The 23840-nt window shown below is 67.0% G+C and carries 25 protein-coding genes; 4 read left to right on the top strand and 21 right to left on the bottom strand.

Annotated elements, in window-relative coordinates; all coding sequences use genetic code 11:
- Nucleotides 1-6: 6 nt before the first annotated feature.
- The 16 genes from L1088_RS08355 to dnaK form a co-directional block, all read right to left on the bottom strand.
- Entirely contained in the window at nucleotides 7-639 is a 633-nt protein-coding gene (locus L1088_RS08355; RefSeq protein WP_234554518.1) for a rhomboid family intramembrane serine protease, read from the bottom strand.
- A gap of 1 nt (nucleotide 640) precedes the next feature.
- Nucleotides 641-1474: an SDH family Clp fold serine proteinase gene (locus tag L1088_RS08350; protein WP_135259579.1), complete on the bottom strand. Its 834-nt coding sequence runs from the start codon at nucleotides 1472-1474 to the stop codon at nucleotides 641-643.
- Nucleotides 1475-1649: 175 nt separating this feature from the next.
- Nucleotides 1650-2786 carry a cation:proton antiporter gene (locus L1088_RS08345; protein ID WP_234554517.1) on the bottom strand — a complete coding sequence of 379 codons (1137 nt, stop codon included), beginning with the start codon at nucleotides 2784-2786 and terminating at the stop codon, nucleotides 1650-1652.
- Entirely contained in the window at nucleotides 2786-3259 is a 474-nt protein-coding gene (locus tag L1088_RS08340) for a cation:proton antiporter regulatory subunit (RefSeq protein WP_234554516.1), read from the bottom strand. The genes L1088_RS08345 and L1088_RS08340 overlap by 1 nt, the downstream gene beginning before the upstream one ends.
- Before the next feature lie 2 nt (nucleotides 3260-3261).
- Nucleotides 3262-3675: a phosphate-starvation-inducible PsiE family protein gene (locus L1088_RS08335; protein WP_038041527.1), complete on the bottom strand. Its 414-nt coding sequence runs from the start codon at nucleotides 3673-3675 to the stop codon at nucleotides 3262-3264.
- A 1-nt stretch (nucleotide 3676) separates the two neighbouring features.
- Nucleotides 3677-4123: a DUF1931 family protein gene (locus tag L1088_RS08330; protein WP_234554515.1), complete on the bottom strand. Its 447-nt coding sequence runs from the start codon at nucleotides 4121-4123 to the stop codon at nucleotides 3677-3679.
- Nucleotides 4124-4230: 107 nt separating this feature from the next.
- Nucleotides 4231-4644, bottom strand: a complete 414-nt coding sequence (locus L1088_RS08325; protein ID WP_038041530.1) for an Hsp20/alpha crystallin family protein — start codon at nucleotides 4642-4644, stop codon at nucleotides 4231-4233.
- A gap of 54 nt (nucleotides 4645-4698) precedes the next feature.
- On the bottom strand, nucleotides 4699-5385 hold the full coding sequence (locus L1088_RS08320; RefSeq protein ID WP_234554514.1) for a metallophosphoesterase family protein: 687 nt from the start codon (nucleotides 5383-5385) through the stop codon (nucleotides 4699-4701).
- Nucleotides 5386-5395: 10 nt separating this feature from the next.
- A complete protein-coding gene (locus L1088_RS08315; RefSeq protein WP_234554539.1) occupies nucleotides 5396-5812 on the bottom strand; it encodes an Hsp20/alpha crystallin family protein in 417 nt (138 codons plus the stop codon).
- Between the two features lie 13 nt (nucleotides 5813-5825).
- On the bottom strand, nucleotides 5826-7010 hold the full coding sequence (locus L1088_RS08310) for a VLRF1 family aeRF1-type release factor (RefSeq protein WP_234554513.1): 1185 nt from the start codon (nucleotides 7008-7010) through the stop codon (nucleotides 5826-5828).
- Entirely contained in the window at nucleotides 7007-7396 is a 390-nt protein-coding gene (locus tag L1088_RS08305; RefSeq protein ID WP_234554512.1) for a ferritin family protein, read from the bottom strand. Before L1088_RS08305 ends, L1088_RS08310 begins: the two co-directional genes overlap by 4 nt.
- Before the next feature lie 12 nt (nucleotides 7397-7408).
- Complete coding sequence (clpB, locus tag L1088_RS08300; RefSeq protein ID WP_234554511.1) at nucleotides 7409-9973, bottom strand: ATP-dependent chaperone ClpB; 2565 nt, start codon at nucleotides 9971-9973, stop codon at nucleotides 7409-7411.
- A 164-nt stretch (nucleotides 9974-10137) separates the two neighbouring features.
- Nucleotides 10138-10374 (bottom strand): chaperone modulator CbpM, encoded by a 237-nt coding sequence (locus tag L1088_RS08295; RefSeq protein ID WP_234554510.1) that lies wholly within the window; start codon nucleotides 10372-10374, stop codon nucleotides 10138-10140.
- Entirely contained in the window at nucleotides 10361-11200 is an 840-nt protein-coding gene (locus L1088_RS08290; protein WP_234554509.1) for a DnaJ C-terminal domain-containing protein, read from the bottom strand. The genes L1088_RS08295 and L1088_RS08290 overlap by 14 nt, the downstream gene beginning before the upstream one ends.
- Before the next feature lie 3 nt (nucleotides 11201-11203).
- On the bottom strand, nucleotides 11204-11758 hold the full coding sequence (gene gprE / locus L1088_RS08285; protein ID WP_234554508.1) for a nucleotide exchange factor GrpE: 555 nt from the start codon (nucleotides 11756-11758) through the stop codon (nucleotides 11204-11206).
- A 54-nt stretch (nucleotides 11759-11812) separates the two neighbouring features.
- Nucleotides 11813-13666 (bottom strand): molecular chaperone DnaK, encoded by a 1854-nt coding sequence (dnaK, locus tag L1088_RS08280; protein WP_234554507.1) that lies wholly within the window; start codon nucleotides 13664-13666, stop codon nucleotides 11813-11815.
- A 125-nt stretch (nucleotides 13667-13791) separates the two neighbouring features.
- Here dnaK and ftsH point away from each other — a divergent pair, with 125 nt between their 5' ends.
- Nucleotides 13792-15669, top strand: coding sequence for an ATP-dependent zinc metalloprotease FtsH (gene ftsH / locus L1088_RS08275; protein ID WP_234554506.1), 1878 nt, complete (start codon nucleotides 13792-13794; stop codon nucleotides 15667-15669).
- A gap of 54 nt (nucleotides 15670-15723) precedes the next feature.
- Here ftsH and L1088_RS08270 read toward each other — a convergent pair whose 3' ends face one another.
- The 4 genes from L1088_RS08270 to L1088_RS08255 form a co-directional block, all read right to left on the bottom strand.
- Nucleotides 15724-16017: an HU family DNA-binding protein gene (locus tag L1088_RS08270; RefSeq protein WP_234554505.1), complete on the bottom strand. Its 294-nt coding sequence runs from the start codon at nucleotides 16015-16017 to the stop codon at nucleotides 15724-15726.
- A 122-nt stretch (nucleotides 16018-16139) separates the two neighbouring features.
- A complete protein-coding gene (locus L1088_RS08265) occupies nucleotides 16140-16775 on the bottom strand; it encodes a lysophospholipid acyltransferase family protein (RefSeq protein WP_234554504.1) in 636 nt (211 codons plus the stop codon).
- A 10-nt stretch (nucleotides 16776-16785) separates the two neighbouring features.
- A complete protein-coding gene (locus L1088_RS08260) occupies nucleotides 16786-17469 on the bottom strand; it encodes an endonuclease V (protein WP_234554503.1) in 684 nt (227 codons plus the stop codon).
- 151 nt (nucleotides 17470-17620) lie between these two features.
- On the bottom strand, nucleotides 17621-18493 hold the full coding sequence (locus tag L1088_RS08255; protein WP_135343064.1) for an SIS domain-containing protein: 873 nt from the start codon (nucleotides 18491-18493) through the stop codon (nucleotides 17621-17623).
- A gap of 19 nt (nucleotides 18494-18512) precedes the next feature.
- On the opposite strand from L1088_RS08255, the gene L1088_RS08250 reads away from it, so the two are divergent.
- A complete protein-coding gene (locus L1088_RS08250; protein WP_135259596.1) occupies nucleotides 18513-19274 on the top strand; it encodes a class I mannose-6-phosphate isomerase in 762 nt (253 codons plus the stop codon).
- Here L1088_RS08250 and L1088_RS08245 read toward each other — a convergent pair.
- On the bottom strand, nucleotides 19255-21870 hold the full coding sequence (locus L1088_RS08245) for an AfsR/SARP family transcriptional regulator (protein WP_234554502.1): 2616 nt from the start codon (nucleotides 21868-21870) through the stop codon (nucleotides 19255-19257). The two genes, L1088_RS08250 and L1088_RS08245, sit on opposite strands and share 20 nt — an antisense overlap.
- A 68-nt stretch (nucleotides 21871-21938) precedes the next feature.
- On the opposite strand from L1088_RS08245, the gene aroA reads away from it, so the two are divergent.
- Both aroA and cmk read left to right on the top strand, forming a co-directional pair.
- Nucleotides 21939-23228, top strand: coding sequence for a 3-phosphoshikimate 1-carboxyvinyltransferase (gene aroA, locus L1088_RS08240; RefSeq protein ID WP_234554501.1), 1290 nt, complete (start codon nucleotides 21939-21941; stop codon nucleotides 23226-23228).
- Entirely contained in the window at nucleotides 23213-23839 is a 627-nt protein-coding gene (cmk, locus tag L1088_RS08235) for a (d)CMP kinase (RefSeq protein ID WP_234554500.1), read from the top strand. Before aroA ends, cmk begins: the two co-directional genes overlap by 16 nt.
- The last annotated feature ends 1 nt before the right edge of the window (nucleotide 23840 follow it).

Here is a 23840-nt window from a genome sequence, read left to right as displayed (position 1 = left end):
TAAAGTTTACCAGCGCCGCCACCTGGGGGCAAAGCGCCGGGCCATGAGGGCGCCGAAGAGGAACCCCCCCAGGTGGGCCCACCAGGCCACCCCGGGGAGGCCCAAGAGGCCTTGCAGGAGCTGGAGGAAGGCCCAGTAGCCCAGGTAGAACCCGGCGGGGAAGGTGACGAAGAGGGGAAAGATGAAGAAGACCACGGAGACCACATAGGCCCGGGGGAAGAGGACGTAGTAGGCCCCCAAGACCGCAGACACCGCCCCGCTGGCCCCGATCATGGGGATGGTGCTCAAGGGGCTGAAGAGGCCCTGGACTAGGGCGGCTGCCACGCCTCCAAGGAGATAGAAGAGGAAGAAGCGGCCATGGCCCATGCGGTCCTCCACGTTGTCCCCGAAGACCCAGAGGAACCACATATTGGATAGAATATGAAAAAAGCTCCCGTGGAGGAACATGCTGGTGAGGAGGCGGTAGCCCTGGCCCCAGGGGTCCTGAAAGAACAAGGCGGGGATAAAACCGTAGGCCTCGGCAGACCACTCCAGGCCCACGGAAAGTTGCCAGAGAAAGGCCAAGGCGTTAAAGAACACCAGGCCCTTGACCACGAAAGCGGGCCGGCGGGCGTGGTTGAGGTCGTAGAGGGGGAACACCCTAAGGCCTCCTGGGCTCTTGGTGGCGGTAGGGTACGGGCACGTACTGCACGCTGGGCTTGCCCCCCTGGGCCTGGGGGTAGAGGTCCATGAGCTCATAGACCTCGAGGGGCATCTCTGTGCTCACCGGCAGGCCCATCTCCCGGGCCTGGGCCACGTCGATGGGGTAGTCGTGGGTCCAGGTGCCCTGGGAGAGGAGGGTGGCCACCTCCTCCGCCTTTTCCTCGGGCATGCGCTTCATGAGGAGGCTTTTCACCGTGGCCTTCACCTGCCTGAGGGCCTTTTCCGCCACGTCCGCCAGGATCAGGGTCTGGTCGTCGATCTCCTGGATGGGTTTTTTCTCCAGCACCTTGAGGATGCTGGCCGCGGGGTACTGGCCGAGCTGGGGGTCCACCGGGCCCAAGACGGCGTTCTCGTCCATGACGATCTCGTCTGCGGCTAAGGCAATGAGGGTGCCCCCGGACATGGCGTAGTGGGGCACGAAGACCGTGACCTTGGCCGGGTGGCGCAAAAGGGCCTCGGCGATCTGCTCCGCCGCCAGGACCAGGCCCCCAGGGGTGTGGAGGATGAGGTCAATGGGCATGTTCTTGTCGGTGAGGCGGATGGCCCTTAGAACTTGCTCCGAGTCGTCGATGTTGATGAAGCGGCTGATGGGGATACCCAGGAAGCTTACGGCTTCCTGGCGGTGGATGAGGGTGATCACGCGGCTTTTGCGCTTCCTTTCCAGCTCAGCGATCTTGCGGGCCCGGGCCCCCAGGAGCATCTGTTGCTGCAAGTAGGGAGATAGGGCCGAGAGGATGAAAAAGAGCCAGAAGAGCTGGAAAAAAATCTCCATAGGTGCTCCCTCGCATTCAACATAAAGCCTCCTGGGGGAGTCTGCAAGGGCTGGTTTTCTGGGCATAAGCGCCCTGTTGTGGTTTGGGCCACAACAAGAACTCCCGAAGGGCCACGGGAAAGCCGCTTCCTCGTGGGCCGATGGAGCAATCTCTGCCTACGGGCCCTTCGGGGGGTTAGGGGGCCTTGGCCTGGGCAGGCTTTGCCCTTTGACCCTTAGGGTAGAGCCAGCGCCCGATGTCCGGGGCAAAGCGGATGAGGAGCGCCCCTAAGGGAATGGAAACCAGCACCAAGAGTACTGCCACCTGGGCCACCAGAGGATAGCCTTGGGCCTGGGCCAAAGCCCCCAGAACCAGGTTGAACTCCCCCCTGGGGACCAGGTAGAGGGCGCTGTAAAGCCCACGCTTGCGGGAGAGGCCTGCCCGGGTGCCCCCCAGGTGGTTAAGGGGGAGCTTGACCAGGAGGCCCAGCAGGGCCAGGACCACCACGGCTGGGGTAAGGCCCTGGAAGAGGTCCCGGGCCCCTGCGCCCACCACCAGGAAGAAGAGGGCCACCCCCAGGTCCCTCACCGGGCCGAAGAGGCGCTCCAAGCGTTCCCTTAACCCCAAGGCGGCGGCGAGGGTCCCTGCCAAAAAAGCCCCCAGCCCCACCGAAGCCCCCGCCGCCTGGAAGAGGAGGGCGGTCCCCGTGGTGAAGGCCGCTCCTAGGAGGAGGACCAGTTCGTCGGAAAGGCTTTCCATGAAGCGCACCAGTCCTGGTCCCAGGAGGCGGGCCGAGGCCAAGTAAGCGGTGGCCAGGAAGAGGCTCAGGAGGAAACCGCTGAGGCCCTGACCCCCCAGGAGGGCCAGGAGGACCAGCACCACCAGGTCCTCGAGGACCGATACTCCCAGGACCACCTCGCTTTCCGGGTTGGCCGCCCGCCGCAGGTCGATGATCAGCTTGACGATCACCGCACTGGAGCTCACGTAGATGACGCCCGCCAAAAGGGCCGCCCCCCGCCAGTCCAGCCCGGCCATGAGCCCCAGGAAAAAGCCCACGGGTAGTGCTAGGCCATCGTAAAAACCAGCCCTCACCGCCTTGCCCGAGAGGCTTCTTAAGCGATCAGGGCCGAACTCCAGCCCCACGGAGAAGAGGAGGAGGAGAAGGCCCAGGGAGGGAAGGGGCTCGAGGTCCTCCACAGGCAAGGCCCCGCCCACCCAGAGGCCCGTAAGAAGGTAGATGGGCAAGGGAGGGAAGCCAAAGCGGTGAACCAGGGCCGCCCCCAGGGCCAGGAGCCCTGCGGTCAGGGCAAAGGCCTCCACGGAAGGGTGCATCAGAGGCTCCTCTTTAAGGCTTCCACTGCCTCCCGGGTGCCGGCCACCACCAGGGTGTCCCCCACTTCCAGGACCGTTTCCGGATCGGGGTTGGGGATCAAGGGTGCCCCCGGGCGGTCCACCGCCAGAAGGTGGGCCCCTTGGGGCAAGGGAAGCTCCCCCACCCTCCGGCCCGCCAGCTGGGAGCCTGGGAGAACGCGGATCCACTCGATGACCTTCTGCCCCAGCTTGCTCTGGGTGTCCCCCACCGCTTCCGGGTGGAAGAGAACTCCTGCCAGGATGGCCCCCAGCTCCCGGGCCTCCTCGTCGGTGAGGTCCAGGGCGGCGCTGGGCTCTTCGTCCTCCCTGGCCTCAAAGTATTGGAGTTCCCGCTTGCCGGAGCTGTGGACCACGATCACGATGCGGTCCCCGCTGCCTACGGTGACGGTGTACTTGCGCCCTACCCCGGGCAGGACCACTTCCTCCACCTTCATGGCTACCTCCTCGGCGAGAACTGTACGGCCAGGGTGCGCCCGGCCACCAGGGCCAGGATGCCCAGGGTCCAGAAGAAGAGGTCCAGCCCAGAGAGCTTTTCGGCGAAAAGGAGGAGAAGAAGTTCCCGCAGGGCCAGGGCCACCCCGATCTCCAGGAGGACCTCGAGGCGCACCCTTTCCAGCTCGAAGTACTCTACGAAGACCCGCACCAGCTCCAACACGATGACCAAACTGAGGACGTTGGTAACCAGCTCCTTCAGGCCCAGGCGCACCGTGGGTTCCGTAAGGGTGAGACCCAGCTCCATGAAGGTGCGCCCCACCCCCACAAAAAGCCCGATGAGGAGGGCCACCACCACCAGGTTGAAGACCAGGCGGGTGGCCCTTCGGTAAAGGGAGAGCAGAAAATCCTGGCTCATGCTAGAGCAGGAGGTTGAAAACCCGCTCGGCCCGCTCGTGGTGCTCGGTCTGGGGGTTTTTGAGCTTGGGATCCAGCTCCTTGAGCACCCGGGCGTAAGCCACCACCAGGGCCCCGGCCACCTCGGGAAGCAGGTTACGCACGTCCTCGGAGATCTCCAGGTCTAGGGGGGGTAAAGCGGCTAAGGCGTCCAGCACGGGTGTGAGCTCCAGGGTGGTGTCCATGGTCCGGAACTCCTTGAGGGTTTCCTGGAGCCCCTTGGTGAGGGGAAGGTCGGGCTCAAGGATGATGTCCCGGCCGTTGTACTTGGCGTGGCGCTCGGCCACCACTAGAAGGTCGTAGACCTTGTTCCTCAGAAAGTCGGAAAGGCGTTTGAGGTCGTTCTTGTCCACGTCCAGTCCCGCCGCCAGGCGGAAGAGCTTTTCAAACTCGGCTGCTTTCATCAACATACCTGCTCACCTCCTGACTTCAGGATAGGAGTTGATAACGATAGTGTCAAGATACCTGATAAAGAAACCACCAACCCAAGGCGCAGAGCCAAGGGTTGGTGGATCTCTTAGCCTTCTTGCACGGGGATCCTCACCGGAGGCTCAGGGGGGCGCTTCTCCCGGGGGATTCTCACCTCCAGCACGCCCTTGTGGAGCTTGGCCTCGAGGCCTTCCTTCTTGGCGTCCTTGGGGAGGAGATAAGCGCGGTAGATCCTGCCGTAGACGATTTCTGAGAGGTGCTTGGTGCGCTTTTCCTCCCGCTTTTCTCCCTCCACCACCAGCTGGTCCCCTTCCAGGCGCACCTCCAGGTTCTCGGGGCCCAAGCCCGGCACCTCCACCCGGAGGAGGTAGTGGTCCTCGTGCTCCTGCAACTCGGAAAGGGGCTCCAGGAGCTCCCCCGTCTCCTTAAAGGCCTTTTCCAAAGCTTCCTCAAAGGCCTTGCGCACCCGGTTCCGGCCGAAGGGCCAAAGCTTCTCCAACATCTTGACCTCCTTTTAGGAGCATAGGGCCCCGCCTTCAGGCGGGGCCCCCGGGGCCTAGCGCACGTTTCCGGTTTCCAGCTTCCTCGCCCGCAGGTCCAGGAGGCTGTACTCACCCTCGGAGAGGTCGCCCGGCACCACCACCCAGCTTGCCCCCAGCATCTCGTGCTTCTGCCCCTTACCGGCGGTGATCACCACCAGGGGGTTGTGGGTCTTGACCAGGTGGGCCACCTCATGGGACCCCCCTTCCCCAAGGCCCTTGTGGTAGGGATTGGTGTAGAAGAGGAAGATCTTGGGGTAGTCCTTCAGGTCCCAAAGGGCCTTCAGGTGGTATTCCGCCACCCAGGCGGGGTAGCGCAGGGCTTCGTGTTCCTCGGGCTCGCCGTCATCGGTGATCTCCCCGCCTACTCCGGCCACCAGGTAGGGTCCCTTCCAGAAGGTGAAGGTCTCGTGGACGTTGCGCATCTCGGGCCGCACCAGCTCGATGTTGGCAGCCTCCCGGAGGTATTCCCAGATGGGGGCGTCCTGGGGCCCGGGGATGTAGGCGGTGGGGAGATGAGCCTCGGAAAGGATGCGGAAGAAGGCGGCGTAGTCGCGGCTTTTCGCCGTCTTGGGCATGAGGTTGCCCACTAGGGCGAGGGCGTCTGCCCCAGTGTCCGGGGCCAGCTTCACCAGCTTCTCCAGGGCCTCGAGGTCGCCCATGGGGTTGGAAGTGGCCAGGATGTACCGCGTGGTCCGCCGCATACCTCACCTCCTATTCCACCTGCACCTGGATCCTCTTGGGCTTGCTTTCCTCGGCCTTGGGCACGAGGAGGTGCAAGACCCCGTGGCGGAAGCGGGCCTGCACCCGGGAGAGGTCAAAGGTGCTAGGCACGTTGAAGTTCCGGGCGAAGGTGCCGTAGGGGCCTTCCAGGCGGTGGTAGGTCACGTTCTCCCGCTTCTCGAAGGGCCGCTCCGCCTTCACGGAAAGCACGCCTTCCTCGGCCACCACCTCCACCTTCTCGGGGTCCACCCCGGGAAGGTAGACCAGCACGTGCAGGCCTGCCTCGTCCTCCAGCACGTCCACCGGCGGGGCGTACACCCTGGGCCCCTGCTGGGGGGTGGCGCCGAAGACCCTTGCCAAACGCTCCTGCAACTCCTCCAGCTCCCTAAAAGGATCAAACCGCACCATCTTCCTCACCTCCTCACCACCTCAGGAGCGCGGCCATGCCTCCGCGCTCCAGAAGCTCCTTCTCCGCTTCTCCCCGCACGAACTCCAGCTTGGCGGCGTAGCCCGCCGCCAGTTCGGGCAGGATCAGGGCCAGGGGCTTGGCCTCGGGGTTCTGGCAGTAAGCTAAGGCCCTGGCCTCTTCGGAGAAGAACACGCCATCGCAGGCGTACACGGCCTGGTCCAGGTGCCAGGGAAGCACCCAGAGCTCCACCCGGCCCTCCTGAACCCTTTCCAGGACCTCCGGGCCAAAGACCGCCTTGGGATAGGCTTCTTCAAGCTTCTTCAGGAGTTCTACCTCTCCCCGGCGCTCTGCTTCCTCCAAAACGGGCTCCAGCCGCTTGAGCACCTCGCCCGGCGTGGCTCCAGGGTGGGGCAAGGAGGGCAGGAGGGTGACCACCCTTTCCTTCAGGCGCTTGGGCAGGTAGCCCAGGAAGAGCTTGGTGTGCTCCTCCGGACCCATGAGCACCAGGCGGGTGAACCCTTTTTCCTGGACCATCTTTTCCAGCTCGTGGCTCAGGGTCTTGTAAAAGCGCTCCTCCCAGGCGGCCAGGCGCTTGGCGAAGAGGTCCTGGCCGGCTCCGCCCCGGGAGATGCCCCCCAGGTTGAAGCGCCGCCCGGGGGCGTCCAGGGAGAGCCTGCGCCAGGCTTCCGTGTCCAGGGCCAAGAAGGCGTCGCCCACCTCCGCCACCTCGCCCAAGAAGATCTCGAAGACCCGCCAGCGCTCCTGGTCCAAGTAGACCACGCCGTAGCGCTCGTACTCGTCCAGGGCATAGAGAAGGGGCAGGAGGAAGGGTTCGCCGTAGTGGGCCAGGGCGCCGTCCGTGAGGAGGCGATGCTCTTCCTCTCCCAGGAAGGTGGTTTTGAGGCTGGAGACCAAGGGGAGCTCCACCTGGAGGAGCAGGGTTTCAAAGAGCTTTTCTCCCACGAAGAACACGGCGGTCTTGGCCTCGAGGACCTGGTTCTTCAGCACCTCCAGGACCCTTTCCTGGAGTTCTTTGGCCACCCCCAGGGCCTTCATGGCATCCTTGGCCCTTAGGGCGTAGGCCCGGTTGCTGTTTTCCGGCTTGGCAGGGTTGATGTCCAAGTAGAGGGAGAGGACCGGCCCTTCCTCGAGGGCCAGGCTTTCCTTGATGCGCCGAACGTCTTCCTTCCCGATCATAGACCACCTCCCAAAAGGGCCACCACCTTGCGCACGGCCTCTTGGTTGAGGCTCTCCTCCTGGCCCAACCGGGTGAAGAGGGCTTCCAGCTCCGGGTCGGGGAAGGTGCTTTCCAGGTAGTAGGCCCGATCAAAGCCTTCTTCGGAGAGAAGGCGGAGCATGGCCTCCCATCCGGCTTCCTCCACCCTAGGGGTGGGTGGAATGGGAACCTTCCAGCGGTGGAGAGCCTCCGCCAGGGCCTCGGCGTGGGTCCGCTCCCGCTTGGCCACCTCCAGGAGGAGGGCCTTCAGGTGGGGGTAGGGCACCCCCTCCGCGGCCCTCTCCGCCCGAAGGGCATCCAAAAGTTCGTCCTGGTAGGCCTTCTTGAGCACCTCCGCCACGTCCATGGGGCCTCCTTTCTACGCCTCTATGGGCTCGGTGGTGCGGAAGGTAAGGCCCGAGGGACCTGCGTCCACCACCACCTTGTCGCCTTCCTTCACCTCTCCGGCCAGGATCTTCTTGGCCAGGGGGGTTTCCAGCTCCCGCCCGATCACCCGCTTGAGAGGCCGGGCGCCGAAGACGGGGTCGAAGCCCCTTTCGGCCAGGAAGTCCTTGGCCCCTTCGGTGAGCTCCAGGGTGATGCGCTTCTCCGCCAGGCGAGCCCGGAGGCCCTGGAGCTGGATCTCCACGATCTCGCGGATCTGCTCCTTGGTGAGGGGCCTGAAGACCACGATCTCGTCCAGGCGGTTCAGGAACTCGGGGCGGAAGTGCCGTTGCAAGACGGTGAAGACCTCCTCCCGGATGCGCTCGTAGGGCCAGCCCTTTTGGATGCCCTCGAGGATCAAGGGGCTACCCAGGTTGGAGGTGAGGATGATGACGGTGTTGCGGAAGTCCACCGTGCGCCCGTGGGAGTCGGTGAGGCGGCCGTCGTCCAGGATCTGCAGGAGGATGTTGAAGACGTCGGGGTGGGCTTTCTCGATCTCGTCAAAGAGGATGACGGTGTAGGGCCGCCGCCGAACCGCCTCGGTGAGCTGCCCCCCCTCCTCGTAGCCCACGTAGCCGGGCGGGGCCCCGATGAGGCGGGAAACGGCGTGCTTTTCCATGTACTCCGTCATGTCGATGCGCACCATGGCCTCCTCGGTGTCGAAGAGGGTGGCGGCCAGGGTCTTGGCCAGCTCGGTCTTGCCCACCCCCGTGGGGCCCAGGAAGAGGAAGCTCCCGATGGGGCGGTTCGGGTCCTTGAGGCCCGCCCGGGCCCGCCTTATGGCGTCGGCCACGGCGCGGATGGCCTCTTCCTGGCCCACCACCCGCTTGTGGAGCTCGTCCTCCAGGCGCAAAAGCTTCTCCCTTTCTCCTTCCAGGAGTTTGGCCACGGGGATCCCCGTCCAGCGGGAGACCACCTCGGCAATGTCCTCCTCCGTCACCTCCAGGCGCACGAAGCGGGCGTTTTTAAGTTGCTCGGAAAGGGCTTCCACCTCGGCCTCGAGGCGGGGAAGCTCCCCGTAGCGGAGCTCGGCGGCCCGGTTCAGATCGTACTGGCGTTCGGCCAGCTCGATCTGCCGCCTTACCTCGTCCAGGCGGTGCTGGGCCTCGCGGAGCCGCTTCAGGACTTCCCGCTCCGCCTCCCACTCCCTTTTGAGCTTTTCGATCTCCTGGGTGAGGGTGGCGATCTCCCCTTCGATGGCCTTCAGGCGCTCCAGGGAGTCGGGGTCCTTCTCCTTCTTGAGGGCCTCACGCTCAATCTCCAGCTGGAGCTTCTTGCGCTCCAGGGTATCGATGGCCTCTGGGGCGCTTTCCAGGGCCATGCGCAGGCGGGCCGCCGCCTCATCGATGAGGTCGATGGCCTTGTCGGGGAGGCGCCTTTCCGTGATGTAGCGGTGGGAGAGGACCGCCGCCGCCACGATGGCCGGGTCGGAGATGCGCACCCCGTGGTGCACCTCGTACTTCTCCTTGATGCCCCGCAGGATGGAGATGGTGTCCTCCACGCTGGGCTCGTCCACGTAGACGGGCTGGAAGCGCCTTTCCAGGGCGGGGTCCTTCTCGATCTCCCGGTACTCGTCCAGGGTGGTGGCCCCGATGAGCCTGAGCTCCCCCCGGGCCAGGGCGGGCTTCAGCATGTTGCCCGCATCCACCGCACCTTCGGCTTTACCCGCGCCCACCACGGTGTGGAGCTCGTCGATGAAGAGGATGATCTCCCCTTGGCTTTGCACCACCTCCTGGATCACCGCCTTCAGGCGCTCCTCAAACTCCCCCCGGTACTTGGCTCCGGCCAGCAGGGAGCCCATCTGCAAGGAGATGATGCGCTTGCCCTTTAAGCCTTCCGGCACATCCCCCTTCACGATCCGCTGGGCCAGGCCCTCCACGATGGCGGTTTTGCCCACCCCCGGCTCGCCGATGAGCACGGGGTTGTTCTTGGTGCGGCGGAGGAGGATCTGGATGGTGCGCCTTATCTCCTCGTCGCGGCCGATGACCGGGTCCAGCTTGCCCTCGGCGGCGAGCCGGGTCAGGTCGATGCCGTACTGCTCCAGGGCGTTGTAGGTGCTTTCCGCGTGTTCCGTCTGCACGGTCTTACCTCCTCTGAGTTCTTGCAGGGCCTTCTTCAAGGCTTCCAGCCCTGGGAGGCCGGGGGTGGCCTCCGCCAGGGCCAGGACCAGGGTGTCCAGGGCCACGAAGCGGTCCTTAAGCTCCTCCATGAGGGCCTCGGCCCGGCCAAAAACCCCGGAGAGCCGGGGGGTCAGGTACTGCCCGCCCTCCGCCCCCTCCACCCGGGGCAGGCGGGCAAGCTCCTTCTCTTGGCTCTCCTTCAAGGCCTTGGGGTCTACCCCGGCCTTTTCCAAAAGCCTCCAGGCCAGGCCGGAGGGATCCCGCAGGAGCACCGCCCAAAGGTGGGGCAGGTCGATGGCTTGGTGCTGCATCTGCCGGGCCAGGACCTGCGCCTGGGCCAGGGTTTCGCGGGCGGCTTGTGTCCAGCGTTCCAGGTTCATACCCCTTGCCTCCTGCTAACTCAAGCATATCGCTTGATAAAGCTAATGTCAAGATAGTTGTAAATGAACTCTGGGAGATAGGGAGAGGGGGAACGCGCGGACCGAGAGGAAGGAAGCGCTTTAGCCCTATTGTAGGGGGAAGGGAAAAGTAAGGATGTCCCGGTTTAGCGGCGCTCCAGGATCTCCACCACCAGGGCGGCCCCGATGAGGTTGGCCCCCAGGTCGCGGCGGATGCGCTCCGCCTTGAGCATGCGGAAAAGGTCCTCTTCCCGGAAGTACCAAGCATCCCCCACTTCCAAGGGCTCCACAAAGCCGATCTCCACGTAGGCCCGCACCGCGCCCAAGGAGAGGCCGTAGGCCGCCAGGGTCTCGAGGGAGAGCCACTCGCTACGCGCGAGCATGGTGCACCTCCGCTAGCTTCCGCCAAAGGGCTTCCTCCTCCGGGGAGAGATGCTCGGGGATGACGATGCGCACCTCCAGGTAGAGGTCGCCCCGGCCATGGGGCTCGGGGAAGCCCTTGCCCTTGAGCCTAAGCTTCCTTCCCGCCTGGGTCTTAGGGGGGATGGTGACCTCCACCGGGCCTTCCAGGGTAGGGGCCCGCACCTTGCCCCCCACCACGGCGATGGGCGCAGGCACGTCCAAGGTGGCGTAGAGATCCTGGCCCTCGAGGCGGAACACGGGGTGGGGGAGGAGCCGCACGGTGAGGAGAAGGTCCCCCGGCGGCTCCCCAGGGCCCCCCATGCCGGGAAGGCGCAGGACGCTTCCCTCCTGGACCCCAGGAGGGATCTTCACGGAAACGCGCCTGCCTCCCACCTCCAGCACCTTTTCCCCGCCCCAGAAGGCCTCCTCCAGGGTCAGGGCCAGCTCGGCCCGGAGAACGCGGCCTTTCCGGGGACGGGCCCTGCGGCCCATGCCCCCAAAGAGCCCCCCGCCGAAGAGCTCCTGGAAGAAGTCGGAGAAGTCCTCCACCTCAAACCCCGAGAAGTCGTACCCCCCGGGGGGTGGGGGCGGGGGTGGGGTGGCGGTGCCGTAGGTGTCGTAGAGCTTGCGCTTTTCCGGGTCGGAAAGGACGGCGTAGGCCTCGTTGATCTCCTTGAACCGCTCCTCCGCCTCAGGGCTCTTATTGACGTCGGGGTGGTACTGGCGGGCCAGGCGCTTGTAGGCCCGCTTGATCTCCTCCTGCGTGGCGTTTCTCGGAACGCCCAGAATGGCGTAGTAGTCCTTCATGGCCTACTCCACGCCCTCTTCCTCAGGGTTTTTCTCCTCTCCCACCGCCACCCGTGCCGGGCGCACCAGGGCCTCCCCCAGGCGGAAGCCCCGCTGGAAGACCCGGGCCACCTTGCCGGGCTCCCCGGGGAGGAGGCCGATGGCCTCGTGGTAGCGGGGGTTGAAGGCCTCTCCCTCTCCCGGCACCTCCTCCACTCCCATCCCCGCCAGGATGCGGAAGAAACCTTCCCGCACGGCCTTGACCCCCTGGAGGATGCTTTCGGGGTTGGCCTGGGCGAACTCCAGGGCCCGGTCCAGGTCGTCCAGGATGGGTAAAAGCGCCCGCAGGGCCTTGAGGAGGCCCTCCTGCTCCCGGGCCTTCAGCTCCTCCTCCATGCGCTTGCGGTAGTTGTCAAAATCGGCGAGGAGGCGCAGGTAGCGGTCTTTGAAGGCGGTAAGCTCCTCCTCGGCGGCCTTGAGGCGCTCTTCCAAGGCTTGGGCCTCTTGGGCCACCGCCTGGAGGTCTTCTTCCACCCTCGAGGCCTGCTCGGCTTGCAGGTGTTCTTGCTCTTTCTCCATGCTTCCTCCCGGTGGGGGCCCCGCCTGGGAGGGCGGGGCCAGGCCAAGCCCCCCTTACTCGGCGGGCTTGTAGTCGGCGTCGATGACGTCGTCGGGGCCGCGGCCCGAGGCCCCAGGGGTCGAGGCGCTTTTCTCGTAGGCCTCCACCGCCTGCAAGAGCTCCTGGGTGGCCGCCTTCAGTTCAGGGTCGGAAGCGTCCTTTTCCACCAGCTCCTTGGCCCGCTGGACCGCGGCCTCCAGGCGGGAGCGGGCCTCGGGGGTGCCTTGCTTTTCCCCAAGAAGCCGCTCGGCCTGGATGCGGGCGGTGTCCAGGGCGTTCTTGAGCTCGGCATGCTCCTTGCGGCGGCGGTCCTCCTCTGCGTGGCGCTGGGCCTCCTCGATCATGCGCTGGATCTCCTCTTCCGAGAGGGTGGTGGTGTTCTGGATGGTGATGGAGGCTTCCTTGCCGGTGGATTTCTCCTTGGCGGTCACGTGGAGGATGCCGTTGGCGTCGATGTCAAAGCAGACCTCGATCTGCGGTACCCCGGCGGGCATGGGGGGGATGCCCTCGAGGCGGAAGCGGCCCAGGCTCTTGTTGTCTTGGGCCATGGGGCGCTCGCCCTGGAGGACGTGGACCTCCACCGCCGTCTGGTTGTGCTCTGCGGTGGTGAAGATCTCGCACTTGCGGGTGGGGATGGTGGTGTTCCGGGGGATGAGGACGGTCATCACCCCGCCCTTGGTCTCCACCCCCAAGGAGAGGGGGGTGACGTCCAGGAGGACCACGTCCCGCACCTCGCCCATCAGCACCCCAGCCTGGATGGCGGCCCCCATGGCCACCACCTCGTCGGGGTTCACGGAGCGGTTGGGCTCCTTGCCCAAAAGCTCCTTCACCACCCGCTGCACCGCGGGCACCCGGGTGGCCCCGCCCACCAGGATGACCTCGTCGATCTGGCTCGGGGAGAGCCCCGCGTCCTTCAGGGCCTGCTCCACAGGCGCGCGGAGGCGCTTCAGAAGGGGCTCGATCAGCTCCTCAAACTTGGCCCGGGTGAGCCGCTTCTCCAGGTGCAGGGGCGTCTTGCTGGCGGGGTCCAGGGCGATGAAGGGGAGGCTTATCGTGGTTTCCAAGGTGCTGGAAAGCTCGATCTTGGCCTTTTCCGCCGCCTCGATGAGGCGCTGGAGGGCCTGGCGGTCCGCCTTGAGGTCCACCCCGTACTCCCGCTTGAACTCCTCGGCCAGCCAGTTCACGATGGCGTGGTCCATGTCGCTGCCGCCCAGGTGGGTGTCCCCGGAGGTGGACTTCACCTCAAAGACCCCTTCGCCGATCTCCAGCACCGTCACGTCAAAGGTGCCGCCCCCCAGGTCGAAGACCAAGACGGTCTCGTTCCCCTTCTTGTCCAGGCCGTAGGCCAAGGCGGCCGCGGTGGGCTCGTTGATGATGCGCAGGACCTCGAGGCCCGCGATGCGCCCAGCGTTGGCCGTGGCCTCCCGCTGGGCGTTGTTGAAGTAGGCGGGCACGGTGATCACCGCCTTGGTGATCTTCTCACCCAGCTTCTTGGAGGCGTCCTCCACCAGCTTGCGGAGGACCATGGCGCTGATCTCCTCGGGGGTGTAGAGCTTGCCCTTGATCTCCACCCTCACCCCGCCATCGGGCCCGGGGACCACCTTGTAGGGCACCCGCTTGGCCTCCTCCTGCACCTCCTCAAAACGGCGGCCGATGAAGCGCTTGATCTCAAAAACGGTGCCCTCCGGGTTTAGGACTGCCTGGCGCTTGGCCATGCGGCCCACCAGGGTTTCGCCATCCCGGAAGGCCACCACGCTGGGGGTGGTGCGCTCCCCCTCGGCGTTTTCCAGAACCACGGGCTTGCCGCCCTCCATGACGGCAATCACGCTGTTGGTCGTTCCCAGGTCAATGCCTACTGCCTTTGCCATGGCCTCACCTCTCGTACCAAGCATAAACCAGCCGATATGAGCACGTCAAGAGAGTTGAGCCTGATTGTGTCATGGTGGCCTAGGCTACCCGGAAAGACCTTCCGGCGTGTACCCTAAGGGAAGACATGTCCCGGCTTCCCCTGAACTTCCTGGTATTCGTCCTGGGCTTGCTCCTCCTGGCCTGGGCCTTCAGCCTGGCGGGCACCATGGGCGGCCAAGGCGGGGTGGTGAACTACACCACGTTCCTCGAGGACCTGCAAGGGGGCAGGGTGAAGGAGGTGGTGGTGCGGGCGGGAGAAACCCGCATCCAGGGAACCCTGGAGGACGGCTCCACCTTCACCACCTACGCCGCCAGCCCCTTGGACAACGAAACCCTCGCCGCCTGGACCAAAAAGGGCGTGAGCGTGCGGGTGGAGCCTCCAGCGGGCCAAAGCCCCTTCGGCTTCCTCTGGCCCCTCCTCCTGGTGGGCCTTTTGGTGGGGGCCCTCTTCTACTTCTCCCGCAGCGGGCGCACCGGCCCTTCCGACTCCGCGTTTAGCTTCACCAAGAGCCGGGCCAAGGTGCTCACCGAGGCCCCCAAGGTCACCTTCAAGGACGTGGCCGGGGCCGAGGAGGCTAAGGAGGAGCTCAAGGAGATCGTGGAGTTCCTGAAAAACCCTGCCCGCTTCCATGAGCTGGGAGCCAGGATCCCCAAGGGGGTCCTCCTGGTGGGGCCGCCGGGGGTGGGCAAGACCCACATCGCCCGGGCGGTGGCCGGGGAGGCCAAGGTGCCCTTCATCACCGCCAGCGGTTCGGACTTCGTGGAGATGTTCGTGGGGGTGGGGGCCGCCCGGGTGCGGGACCTCTTTGAAACCGCCAAGCGCCACGCACCCTGCATCGTCTTCATCGACGAGATCGATGCCGTGGGCCGCAGGCGGGGCGGGGGTGTGGGGGGCGGCAACGACGAGCGGGAGCAGACCCTGAACCAGCTCCTGGTGGAGATGGACGGCTTTGAGAAGGACTCCACCATCATCGTCATGGCCGCCACCAACCGCCCCGACGTCCTGGACCCGGCCCTCCTGCGCCCCGGCCGCTTTGACCGGCAGGTGGCCATCGATGCCCCCGACGTGAGGGGCAGGGAGCAGATCCTCCGCATCCACGCCCGGGGCAAGCCCCTGGCGGAGGATGTGGACCTGGCCCTTTTGGCCAAGCGCACCCCGGGCTTCGTGGGGGCGGACCTGGAGAACCTCCTGAACGAGGCGGCTCTCCTCGCCGCCCGGGAGGGGCGGAAGAAGATCAGCATGAAGGACCTCGAGGAGGCCGCCGACCGGGTCATGATGGGCCCGGCCAAGAAGAGCCTGGTCCTCACCCCCCGCGACCGCCGGATCACCGCCTACCACGAAGCGGGCCACGCCCTGGCCGCCCACTTCCTGGAGCATGCGGACGGGGTGCACAAGGTGACCATCGTGCCCCGGGGCCGGGCTCTAGGCTTCATGATGCCCCGGCGGGAGGACATGCTCCACTGGAGCCGGAACCGCCTCCTGGACCAGATCGCCGTGGCCCTGGCCGGGCGGGCGGCGGAGGAGCTCATCTTTGACGATGTGACCACGGGGGCGGAGAACGACTTCCGCCAGGCCACGGAGCTGGCCCGGCGCATGATCACCGAGTGGGGCATGCACCCCGAGTTTGGCCCCGTGGCCTATGCCCTGCGGGAGGACACCTACCTGGGCGGGTACGACGTGCGCCAGTACTCCGAGGAGACCGCCAAGCGCATCGACGAGGCGGTCCGCCGCCTCATCGAGGAGCAGTATGGCCGGGTGAAAAGCCTCCTCCAGGAAAAGCGGGAAATCCTAGAGCGGGTGGCGGAGACCCTCTTGGAGCGGGAAACCCTCACCGCCGAGGAGTTCCAGCGGGTGGTGGAGGGCCTGCCCGTAGAGGAGGAGAGAACCACGGAAAAGGAGGAGCGGGAAGCCCCCCGGGTGGTGCCCAAGGTCAAGCCGGGAGGGGCCTTGGGCGGAGCCTGAGCCTGGGGAAAGGATACGCCCGGGGGGACGCGCCCCCCGGGGGAAGGGAATAGCCTACTTCTTGACCTTTTCCTTGAGGGCCTTGCCCGGCTTGAAGGCGGGGTACTGGGTGGCCGGGATCTTGATCTTCTCCTTGGTGCCGGGCTTCACGCCGGTGCGGGCCTTGCGCTTGCGCACCTCAAAGGTGCCGAAGCCCGTGAGCTGGACCTTGTTGCCCCCGCCCAGAGCCTCTTCCACCTTGGAGAGGAACGCATCCACCGCCGCCTTCACGTCCTTCTTCTTGAGGCCCGTAGCGGCCGCCACCTGATCCACCAGGTCCGCTTTCGTGATCGTTTTCTTTGCTGCCATTCTTCACCTCCTTCGTCTTTTCCCTTCCGCAGGGACTATATCACGCGAAAACGCGGGCGCGCAATAGCGGGAGCTTTTTCTACCGCTAAGTATAGCAATGTGTGATAACGAAAGCATTGCCTCTAGCGGTACCTGGGGGGGAGAAGTTCCCGTACCCGAGCCTCTATTTCCTGGGTCAGGCTTTCTAGCTCTGGGTGGGAGATCTTGCCGACCCTTGGAACGGGAATGGGCTTGCCGTAGATGACCCGGATGGGACGGCGAAGGCGGAAGAGCTTGTGCCCCACGGGCCAGGCCTCGTCCGTGCCCACCACCGCCACGGGCACCACGGGGCTTCCCGTGCGCAGGGCAATGGCCGCCACCCCGGTTTTGAAGGGCTGGAGCCTGCCCGTGCGGCTGCGGGTGCCTTCGGGGAAGATGCCGAAGGCCATGCCCCGCTCCAGGGCGCGGATGGCGCTTTTGATGGCCGAGAGATCGCTTTGGCCCCGCTCCACGGGGATGGCGTAAAGCCGGGGCAGGAGCCAGGAGAGGAGGGGCAGGCGGAAGACGTCGGCCCGGGTCAGGAAGCTCACGGGCCGCCGCACCCCGGCCCCGACGGCGATGGGGTCCAGGATGGAAAGATGGTTGGCCGCCAGGATGACCGGGCCTTCTTGGGGAACGTTTTCCGCCCCTTCCAGGCGGTAGCCGAAGAGGGTGTGGAGGAGGAAGCGGGCCAGGTGCCAGGCGGCCTGGTAGACGGGGTTGGGCTGGTGGGCTTCCACGGGGAATAGTCTACGGGTCGGCTTCCCGCAAGGCTCGGCCCGCCTCGAGGTGGGCCAGGCGCAGGGGCTCAGGGAGGCGGAAGCGGGTGGGAAGGCGCCGCACGAAGGCCAGGACTTCTTCCAGGCCTACGCGGTGGCCTGGGGAGACGAAGAGGGGCCTGACCCCGGTGCGGCTCCGGTAGGCGTACCCCAAGGGCTGGCCTTGGGGGGAGAGGAGCCTTACGGCGCTTCCCGCCTCCTGGGGGAGGGGGGCTTCCGGGCGGCCAAAGAGGAGGCTCTTCGCCACCCCCACGCTGGGCAGGTCCAGGTGCACCCCCAGGTGGCTGGCGATGCCCAGGCCCCGGGGGTGGGCGATGCCCTGCCCGTCCACCAGGAGGGCCTCCGGGGCTTCAGGGAGGTGCCTCAGGGCCTCCAGGTAGGCGGGGGCCTCGCGGAAGGAGAGGAGGCCCGGGATGTAGGGGAAGAGCTCCTCTTCCGGCACCTTCCCCCGGCCCACGAAGAGGGGGCCTCGCTCCAGGTGGTAGAGCACCGCCACCGCCACCAGGGGCTTTCCCTTTTTATGGGAGGCGTCCAAGGCGGCAAGGAGCCTCACCCCCTCCAGGCTTCCCTCAAGGACCACCCGCTGGGCCAGGACCCTCTGCAGGGCAAGGGCCGCTTCCAGGCTTTCCGGTTTGGGAAAGGGGGGTGTTTCCACGGGCCTGATCTCCCCTAAGGTTCGGTGCGCTCCGCCGCAAGGAGAGGAAGCAGGGCAAGCCCGGTATTTGGAGGGCGCCCACTCCTGCGCGGCCTGGGGTGGGGGGGTTTCACCGGGGCCCCCACCCTGACGGAGTCCGGGTGGGGTGGCATCAGGTGGCCTCCCGCAGGCGCTCCAGCACCTCGGGGTCGGAGGGGTCCACCCCGTAGAGGAGGGCCAGGTAGTAGGCGGTCCAGGCCAGGCGGTACCAGAGGGCCACCGCCTGGGCGAGGCGGCTGCCTTCCGGGGGGGGCACCTCGGCCACCGCGTCCACCCGGGTTTCCAGGATTTCCTTGGCGAGCCTCACCGCCTCCCCCTCCCCTAGGAGGACGGCGGCCAGGGGGTCTCCCTGCTCGTGGCGGGCCTCGAGGCCCGTGAGGAAAAACTCCAGGGCGCTATGGGGTGGGGTGAGGGCCAGGCTTTTCCCGATGCGGGCGAAAAGGCTTTGCGCCGCTTCCTCCAAGGGACGGTAAAAGGGAGCGTAGAGGAGGGGGATCCGCTCCACCAGGGTGTAGGCCAGGAACTTGGCGGGGTTCTCCTCGAGGGGGATTTCCGGGGTGAGGCGTTTTCGTTCCTCCAGCAAAGCCCTATCCACCTCTGAGAGGGCTTCCTCCTGTCCCGTGGCCAGAAGGAGGAAGCGCAGGTAGCGGTAAGGGTTCAGGGGGCTAGGGGACAGGTAGACCTCAACCCCGGGGCGGAGGCCCACCTTGACCACCTGCACCCGCTCCGTTTCCGCCAGAAGGGAAAGGGCAGCGGCCTCTCCCAGGTCGTACCCTCCCTCCAGCACGAACAGGGTTCCCTCCTCCGTCCAGTCGGGAAGGCCGGACAGCCGGGCGGCGAAGTGGCCCTCCCCATAGCCCAAGGCGGCGTGGGGGCCGGGGTAGGCCTCCTTAGGCACGGGCCCCGAGCCCACCAGATCGCGAAGCTCTAGGGCCAGGCCCCGCCGGTCGGCCAGGTAGGTTTCCTCGCGGTCCAGGTCGCGCATACCCCTTATGCTAACCCCCATGCGGCGCCTGAACCCCAAGCCGGTGGAAAGGGTCTGGGGGGGTAGCGCCCTGGGGTTCGGCCCCGGGGTGGGGGAGGTGTGGCTTGCGGAAGCGCCCCTTCTGGTGAAGCTTTTGGACCCGGCGGATTGGCTTTCCGTGCAGGTCCACCCTCCCCACGCCTACGCCCAAAGGGTGGAGGGAAAGCCCGGGAAGTACGAGGCCTGGTACGTCCTTGCCCCGGGGGAGATCGTCTACGGCTTTGCCCGGCGGGTGAGCCAGGAGGAGGTGCGGCGACGGGCTGAGGCGGGTACCCTGGACGCGGTGCTCCACCGGGTGCGGGTGGCCCCGGGCCAGGTGATCTACCTCCCCGCGGGGGTAGTGCACGCCCTGGGCCCGGGGACGCGGGTCTACGAGGTACAGACCCCCTCGGACCTGACCTACCGGCTTTACGACTACGGCCGTCCCCGGGAGCTCCACCTGGAGAAGGCCCTCGAGGTGGCCCTCCTGGAGCCTACCCCCCTGCCCGCCTTCGCCCCCGAGCCCGTGGCGGGGGGGGAGCGCCTTCTCCAGACCCCTTACTTTCAGCTGTACCGCTTCCCCCTCCGGGGGCGGCTACGGCTAAAGCCCCCCCTTGCCCTCCTCCTCACCCTCCTGGAGGGGGAGGCCTGGCTTTCGGGGGAGGCCCTTCTTCCTCCTGCCACCTTCCTCCTGGAGCCGGGGGAGGAGGTCCAGCTGGAAGGAGAGGGGCTCCTTTTGGGGGCTAGCCCCGGAGGCGCCTGAGGAGGGCTTGCACCTGGGGGGAAGCCCTTTCCCCCAGCTCCTCCTTAAGCCGCTTTCGGTAGGCCTCCAGGAGCCTTTCCGCCCGGGCCCTTTGCCCTTGCTCCAGGCAGCGCTCCACCAAGGACAAGAGGGCCTCCTCGTCCAGGGGGTCCAGCTCCAAGAGGCGTTCCAGGAGGCGGGGTTCCCGCCTTTTCAGGAAAAGGGCCCGCACCCGGTGGAAGACCTCCTCCCGCTTGCGGTCCAGATGGGGGTGGTCCAGGCCGGAGAAGAGGGGCTCGCGGTAAAGGGCCAGGGCCCTCTCTGCGTCCTCCCGTTGCAGGGCCTCCTCCAAGGCGAAGAGGTCGGCCTCCACCCTCTTTAGGCCCTCCTCCCCCAGGTAGGTGGCCACCCCCCAGGGCTCCAGGAGCTTCCGCAGGCGGGCCAGCCAGACGTAGAGGTTGTTGAGGGCCGCCGCCTCAGGCATGTCCGGCCAAAGGGCGAAGGCCACCTCTTCCCGGGGCAGGCCCAGGAGGAGGAGGGCGAAGACCTCCCTGGCCTTGCCCCGGAGTTCTGCAGGCCCCAGGGGGGTGTGCACCTGGAAGGTGCCCAGGACCATCACCCTCAAGGGGGGGATTTCCTCGAGGCGGAGGGCGATGGCCTCTTTCCAGCCGCTTCGCAGCACCTCCCCTAAGGGGTAGGCCCGGGCCAGCTCCGGCCGGTTCCGGGGGAGGAGGCCTAGGGGCAGGAGACCGGGGAGGACCCTTTCCCTGGCATCGGTCAGGGAGATCAGGGCTTCCAGGTCCCCCCCCTCCCGCAGGAGGCGGTAGCGGGCGGCCTGCCAGTAAAGCCGCTCCAGGCGCTCTTCCGGATAGGGGGGGAGGAGGGAAGGGTCCTGGCGCAACCGCGCCCGGGCCAGGCTGGGGAAGAAGCCGGAAAGGCCTCCAAGGAGGCCTTCGTCCCCCGTGAGCTCCGCCAGGAGGGCCCGGCCCTCGTCCGCCAGGTAGCGGTTTTCCCAGAGCTCCGCCTGGGCCACCAGGCGGCGGAGGGCTTCGGCATCCCCCTCCAGGTGGGCGAGGAGCATCCGGGCCTCGAGGCTCGCCAGGGGGCTTCCGGGCTCCTCCGCCGCCCGCTTCAGGTAGTCCCGGGCCTTCTCCCGTTCCCCCAAAAGGAGGTAGAACCGGCCCAGGTCCCGCAGGTGGCCGGGGAGTACAAAGGGGCGGGAGACCCTCAGGGAGCCTAAGGTTTCCTCCAGGGCCGCGATGCGCTTCAGAAGGGATCCTTTCAGCTCGAACTCCAGGAGGGCCAGGTTGAGGAGGGGGCTGGGGCGGAAGGGGCTACTTGGGGGAAGGCGCCGCAGGGCCTCCTCCAGGAGGGCCAGGGCTTCCTCGGGCCTTCCCTCCTCGTAGGGCACCCGGGCGGCGTCGTTCAGGAAGCGGCCCGCGAGCTCTTCGGGCACCCGCTCCAGGAGCCCCAGGCCCCGCTCCAGGTAGGCCCAGGCCCGGGGGAGGTTCTGGCCCAGCATGGGCTCCGCCAGGTAGTAGGCCAGGTGGCCGCAGGCGGTGAGGGCCACCCTCGGGTCTTCCGCCTCCGCCAAGGGCTCCAGAAGGGGGAAGCCCTCCTTCTTACCGCACTGGAGAAGGGCCTCTCCCAGGCGCAGATGGGCCCGGGGGCCTCCTTGCCTGAGGAGGTCGGCGAAGCGGAGGAGCCGTTCCGCAGGAAGGTCTATCTGGATGGGCCGCTCCATGAGCTCCAGAAGCTCCCGGTGGAGCTCGGCCTCATAGAAGGCCTCCGCCAGAACCTCCGGAGGCAGCCTTCCCTCCGCCCGGCGCACCGCCTCCTGCACCTCGGGGAGGAGGTTTTTCCGGGCCATTTCCCGCAGGAGGTCGTGCAGGCGGAAGCCCTGGGGGAGGCGGCGGAGGAGGCCCCTTTGGAAAAGGCTTTCCGTGGCCGGGGTGGCGTGCGCTGGGGGCAGGTAGGGCAGGGCGGCCAGGAGGAGGCCTTCTTGCAGCTCTTCCGGCGATAGGCTCTCCCTGAGGCCCTGGAGGAGGGCCTGGGGCTTTGGGGGCTCCCCGGTGAGGGCCGAGAGGAAAAGGGGCAAGGGCCAGCCCCCCGTGGCCCGGTGGGCCTCCTCCCACCCTTCCCGGCCCGCGAAGAGGGTCTGGGCCTCCTCCGGGGTGAAGGCCAGGTCCTGCGCTCCCAGGTGCACCAGCCGCCCTTCCGCCAGGAGCTTGGGGAGCTCGGGGTAGGGGAGGGGTTTGCGGCTGGCCAGGACCAGGAGGCAGGGGAGGGTGCGCAGGAGGGGAGAAAGGTCCTCCTGCCCGCTGAGGTCCTCGAGGACCACCAGGCTGGGCACCTCCTGCAAGGCCGCCACCACCGCCCCCCAGGGCACTTCCTCGGGAAGGCCTAAGGAGCGGGCCAGGAGGGCCTTGGGCTCCCCCAGGAGGGCGCTGGCCCAAAGGGTGCGCAAGGGGAGCCTGGCGGCCAGCTGCCCTGCCAGGACGCTCTTGCCGAAGCCCGCGGGGGCCTCGAGGTGGATGGCGAAGCCCGGCCCCTCGGGCAGAAGGTCCAAAAGCCGCCTCCTTTCCAGGTAGACCGGGCTTTGCCACGCCAGGGCCATGGTTTGGGTCCATTGTAATCCCCAGCCGCCCTTGACCGAAGCCCCCAGGGCCAAGGAGACTAGGGGGCATGGACCGCGCCTTTTTGGACCTGGCCCCCTGTGGCCCCCTGCGGGGTGCCTTGCGGGTGCCGGGGGACAAGTCCGTGACCCACCGGGGCCTCATGCTCCTGGCCCTGAGCGAGGGGGAAGGGAGGCTTTTCTACCCCTTGAAGGCCGGGGACACCCTCTCCACCGCCCGCGCCCTTCAGGCCTTGGGGGCGGAGATCGCGGAGGAAGGCCCCCACTTCCGGGTGCGAGGGCGGGGCCTAAGCCTTAAGGAGCCGGAAGACGTTCTGGACTGCGGCAATGCCGGCACCCTCATGCGCCTCTTCTTGGGCATCCTGGCGGGGCAGGAGGGGCTTTTCGCCGTGCTCACCGGGGACGCCTCCTTGCGCCGCCGGCCCATGGGCCGGGTGGCCGAGCCCCTCCGGGCCATGGGGGCCTCCATAGAGGGAAGGGAAGGGGGTAAAAAGGCCCCCCTGGCGGTGCGGGGAAGGGCCCTAAACGGGATTTCCTACACCCTTCCCGTGCCCAGCGCCCAGGTGAAAAGCGCCCTTCTCCTGGCCGGACTTTTTGCCGAGGGCGTCACGGAGGTGGTGGAGCCTGTGCCCACCCGGGACCACACGGAAAGGCTTTTCCGTCACTTCGGGCTTCCCTTGGAAGCCGAGGGCCCGCGCATCCGCACCCGTAGGGCCGAGCCCTTCCCTGCCAGGGACCTCACCGTGCCCGGGGACTTCTCCTCGGCGGCCTTTTTCCTGGTGGCGGCCCTGGTCACCCCGGGCTCCGAGGTGGTGGTGGAGGGGGTGGGCCTGAACCCCACCCGTACCGGCCTTCTCAAGGTGCTCCAGGAGATGGGGGCCGACCTGGAGTGGCGGGTTTTGGAAGGGGAGGCGGGGGAGCCCGTGGGCTGGATACGGGCTCGGTATAGCCCACTGAAGGGAGTTTCCGTGGACCCCGGCCTCATCCCCCTCATGGTGGACGAGGTACCCGCCCTGGCCGCCGCCGCCGCCTGGGCGGAAGGGGAAACCCACATACCGAACCTTTCCGAGCTGCGGGTGAAGGAGTCGGACCGGGTGAGGGCCATCGCCCACAACCTGAGGGCCCTGGGGGTGGCGGTGGAGGAGGGGCCCGACTGGCTCCGCATCCAGGGGGGCGGGGTGCAAAGAGGGGAGGTGGAGCCCTTCCACGACCACCGCATCGCCATGGCCTTTGCCGTGGCGGGCCTGCCCGTGGGGGTCAGGGTCTGGGAGCCAGGGTGGGCGGAGATCTCCTACCCCGGCTTTTTTGGGGACCTCCAGCGGCTATGCGCGGGATCGTGACCATCGACGGGCCCTCGGCCTCGGGGAAGAGCTCCGTGGCCCAAAGGGTGGCCAAGGCCCTGGGGGTGCCCTACCTCAGCAGCGGCCTCCTCTACCGGGCGGCGGCCTTTTTGGCCCTCAGGGCGGGGGTGGACCCGGGGGACGAGGCGGGGCTTCTCGCCCTTCTGGAAGGCTTTCGTGTGCGCCTCCTGCCGGAAAGGGAGGGTAACCGGGTGCTGGCGGATGGGGAAGACCTTACCCCCTTCCTCCATACTCCCGAGGTGGACCGCGTGGTCTCCCAGGTGGCCCGCCACCCAGGGGTGCGGGCCTGGGTGAACGCCCGCCTTAAGGAGGTGCCCCCTCCTTTCGTGGCCGAGGGGCGGGACATGGGGACGGCAGTCTTCCCGGAAGCGCCCCACAAGTTCTACCTCACTGCCCGTCCCGAGGTGCGGGCCAGGAGGCGGGCCAAGGAGCGGCCCCAGGACTACGAAGAGGTGCTACGGGACCTCCTCCTAAGGGATGAGCTGGACCGGGGTCAAAGCGCCCCGGCCCCCGATGCTTTGGTCATCGACACCAGCGAGATGGGCCTCGAGGCGGTGGTGGCCCGGGTGCTCTCCCACATCCAGGACTGAC

Origin of the sequence: Thermus caliditerrae, assembly GCF_021462525.1 — a bacterium.
GTDB classification, from domain to species: Bacteria; Deinococcota; Deinococci; order Deinococcales; family Thermaceae; genus Thermus; species Thermus caliditerrae.
The sequence above is the reverse complement of the archived record's forward strand: the minus strand, read 5'-3'. Positions and strand labels throughout refer to the sequence as shown.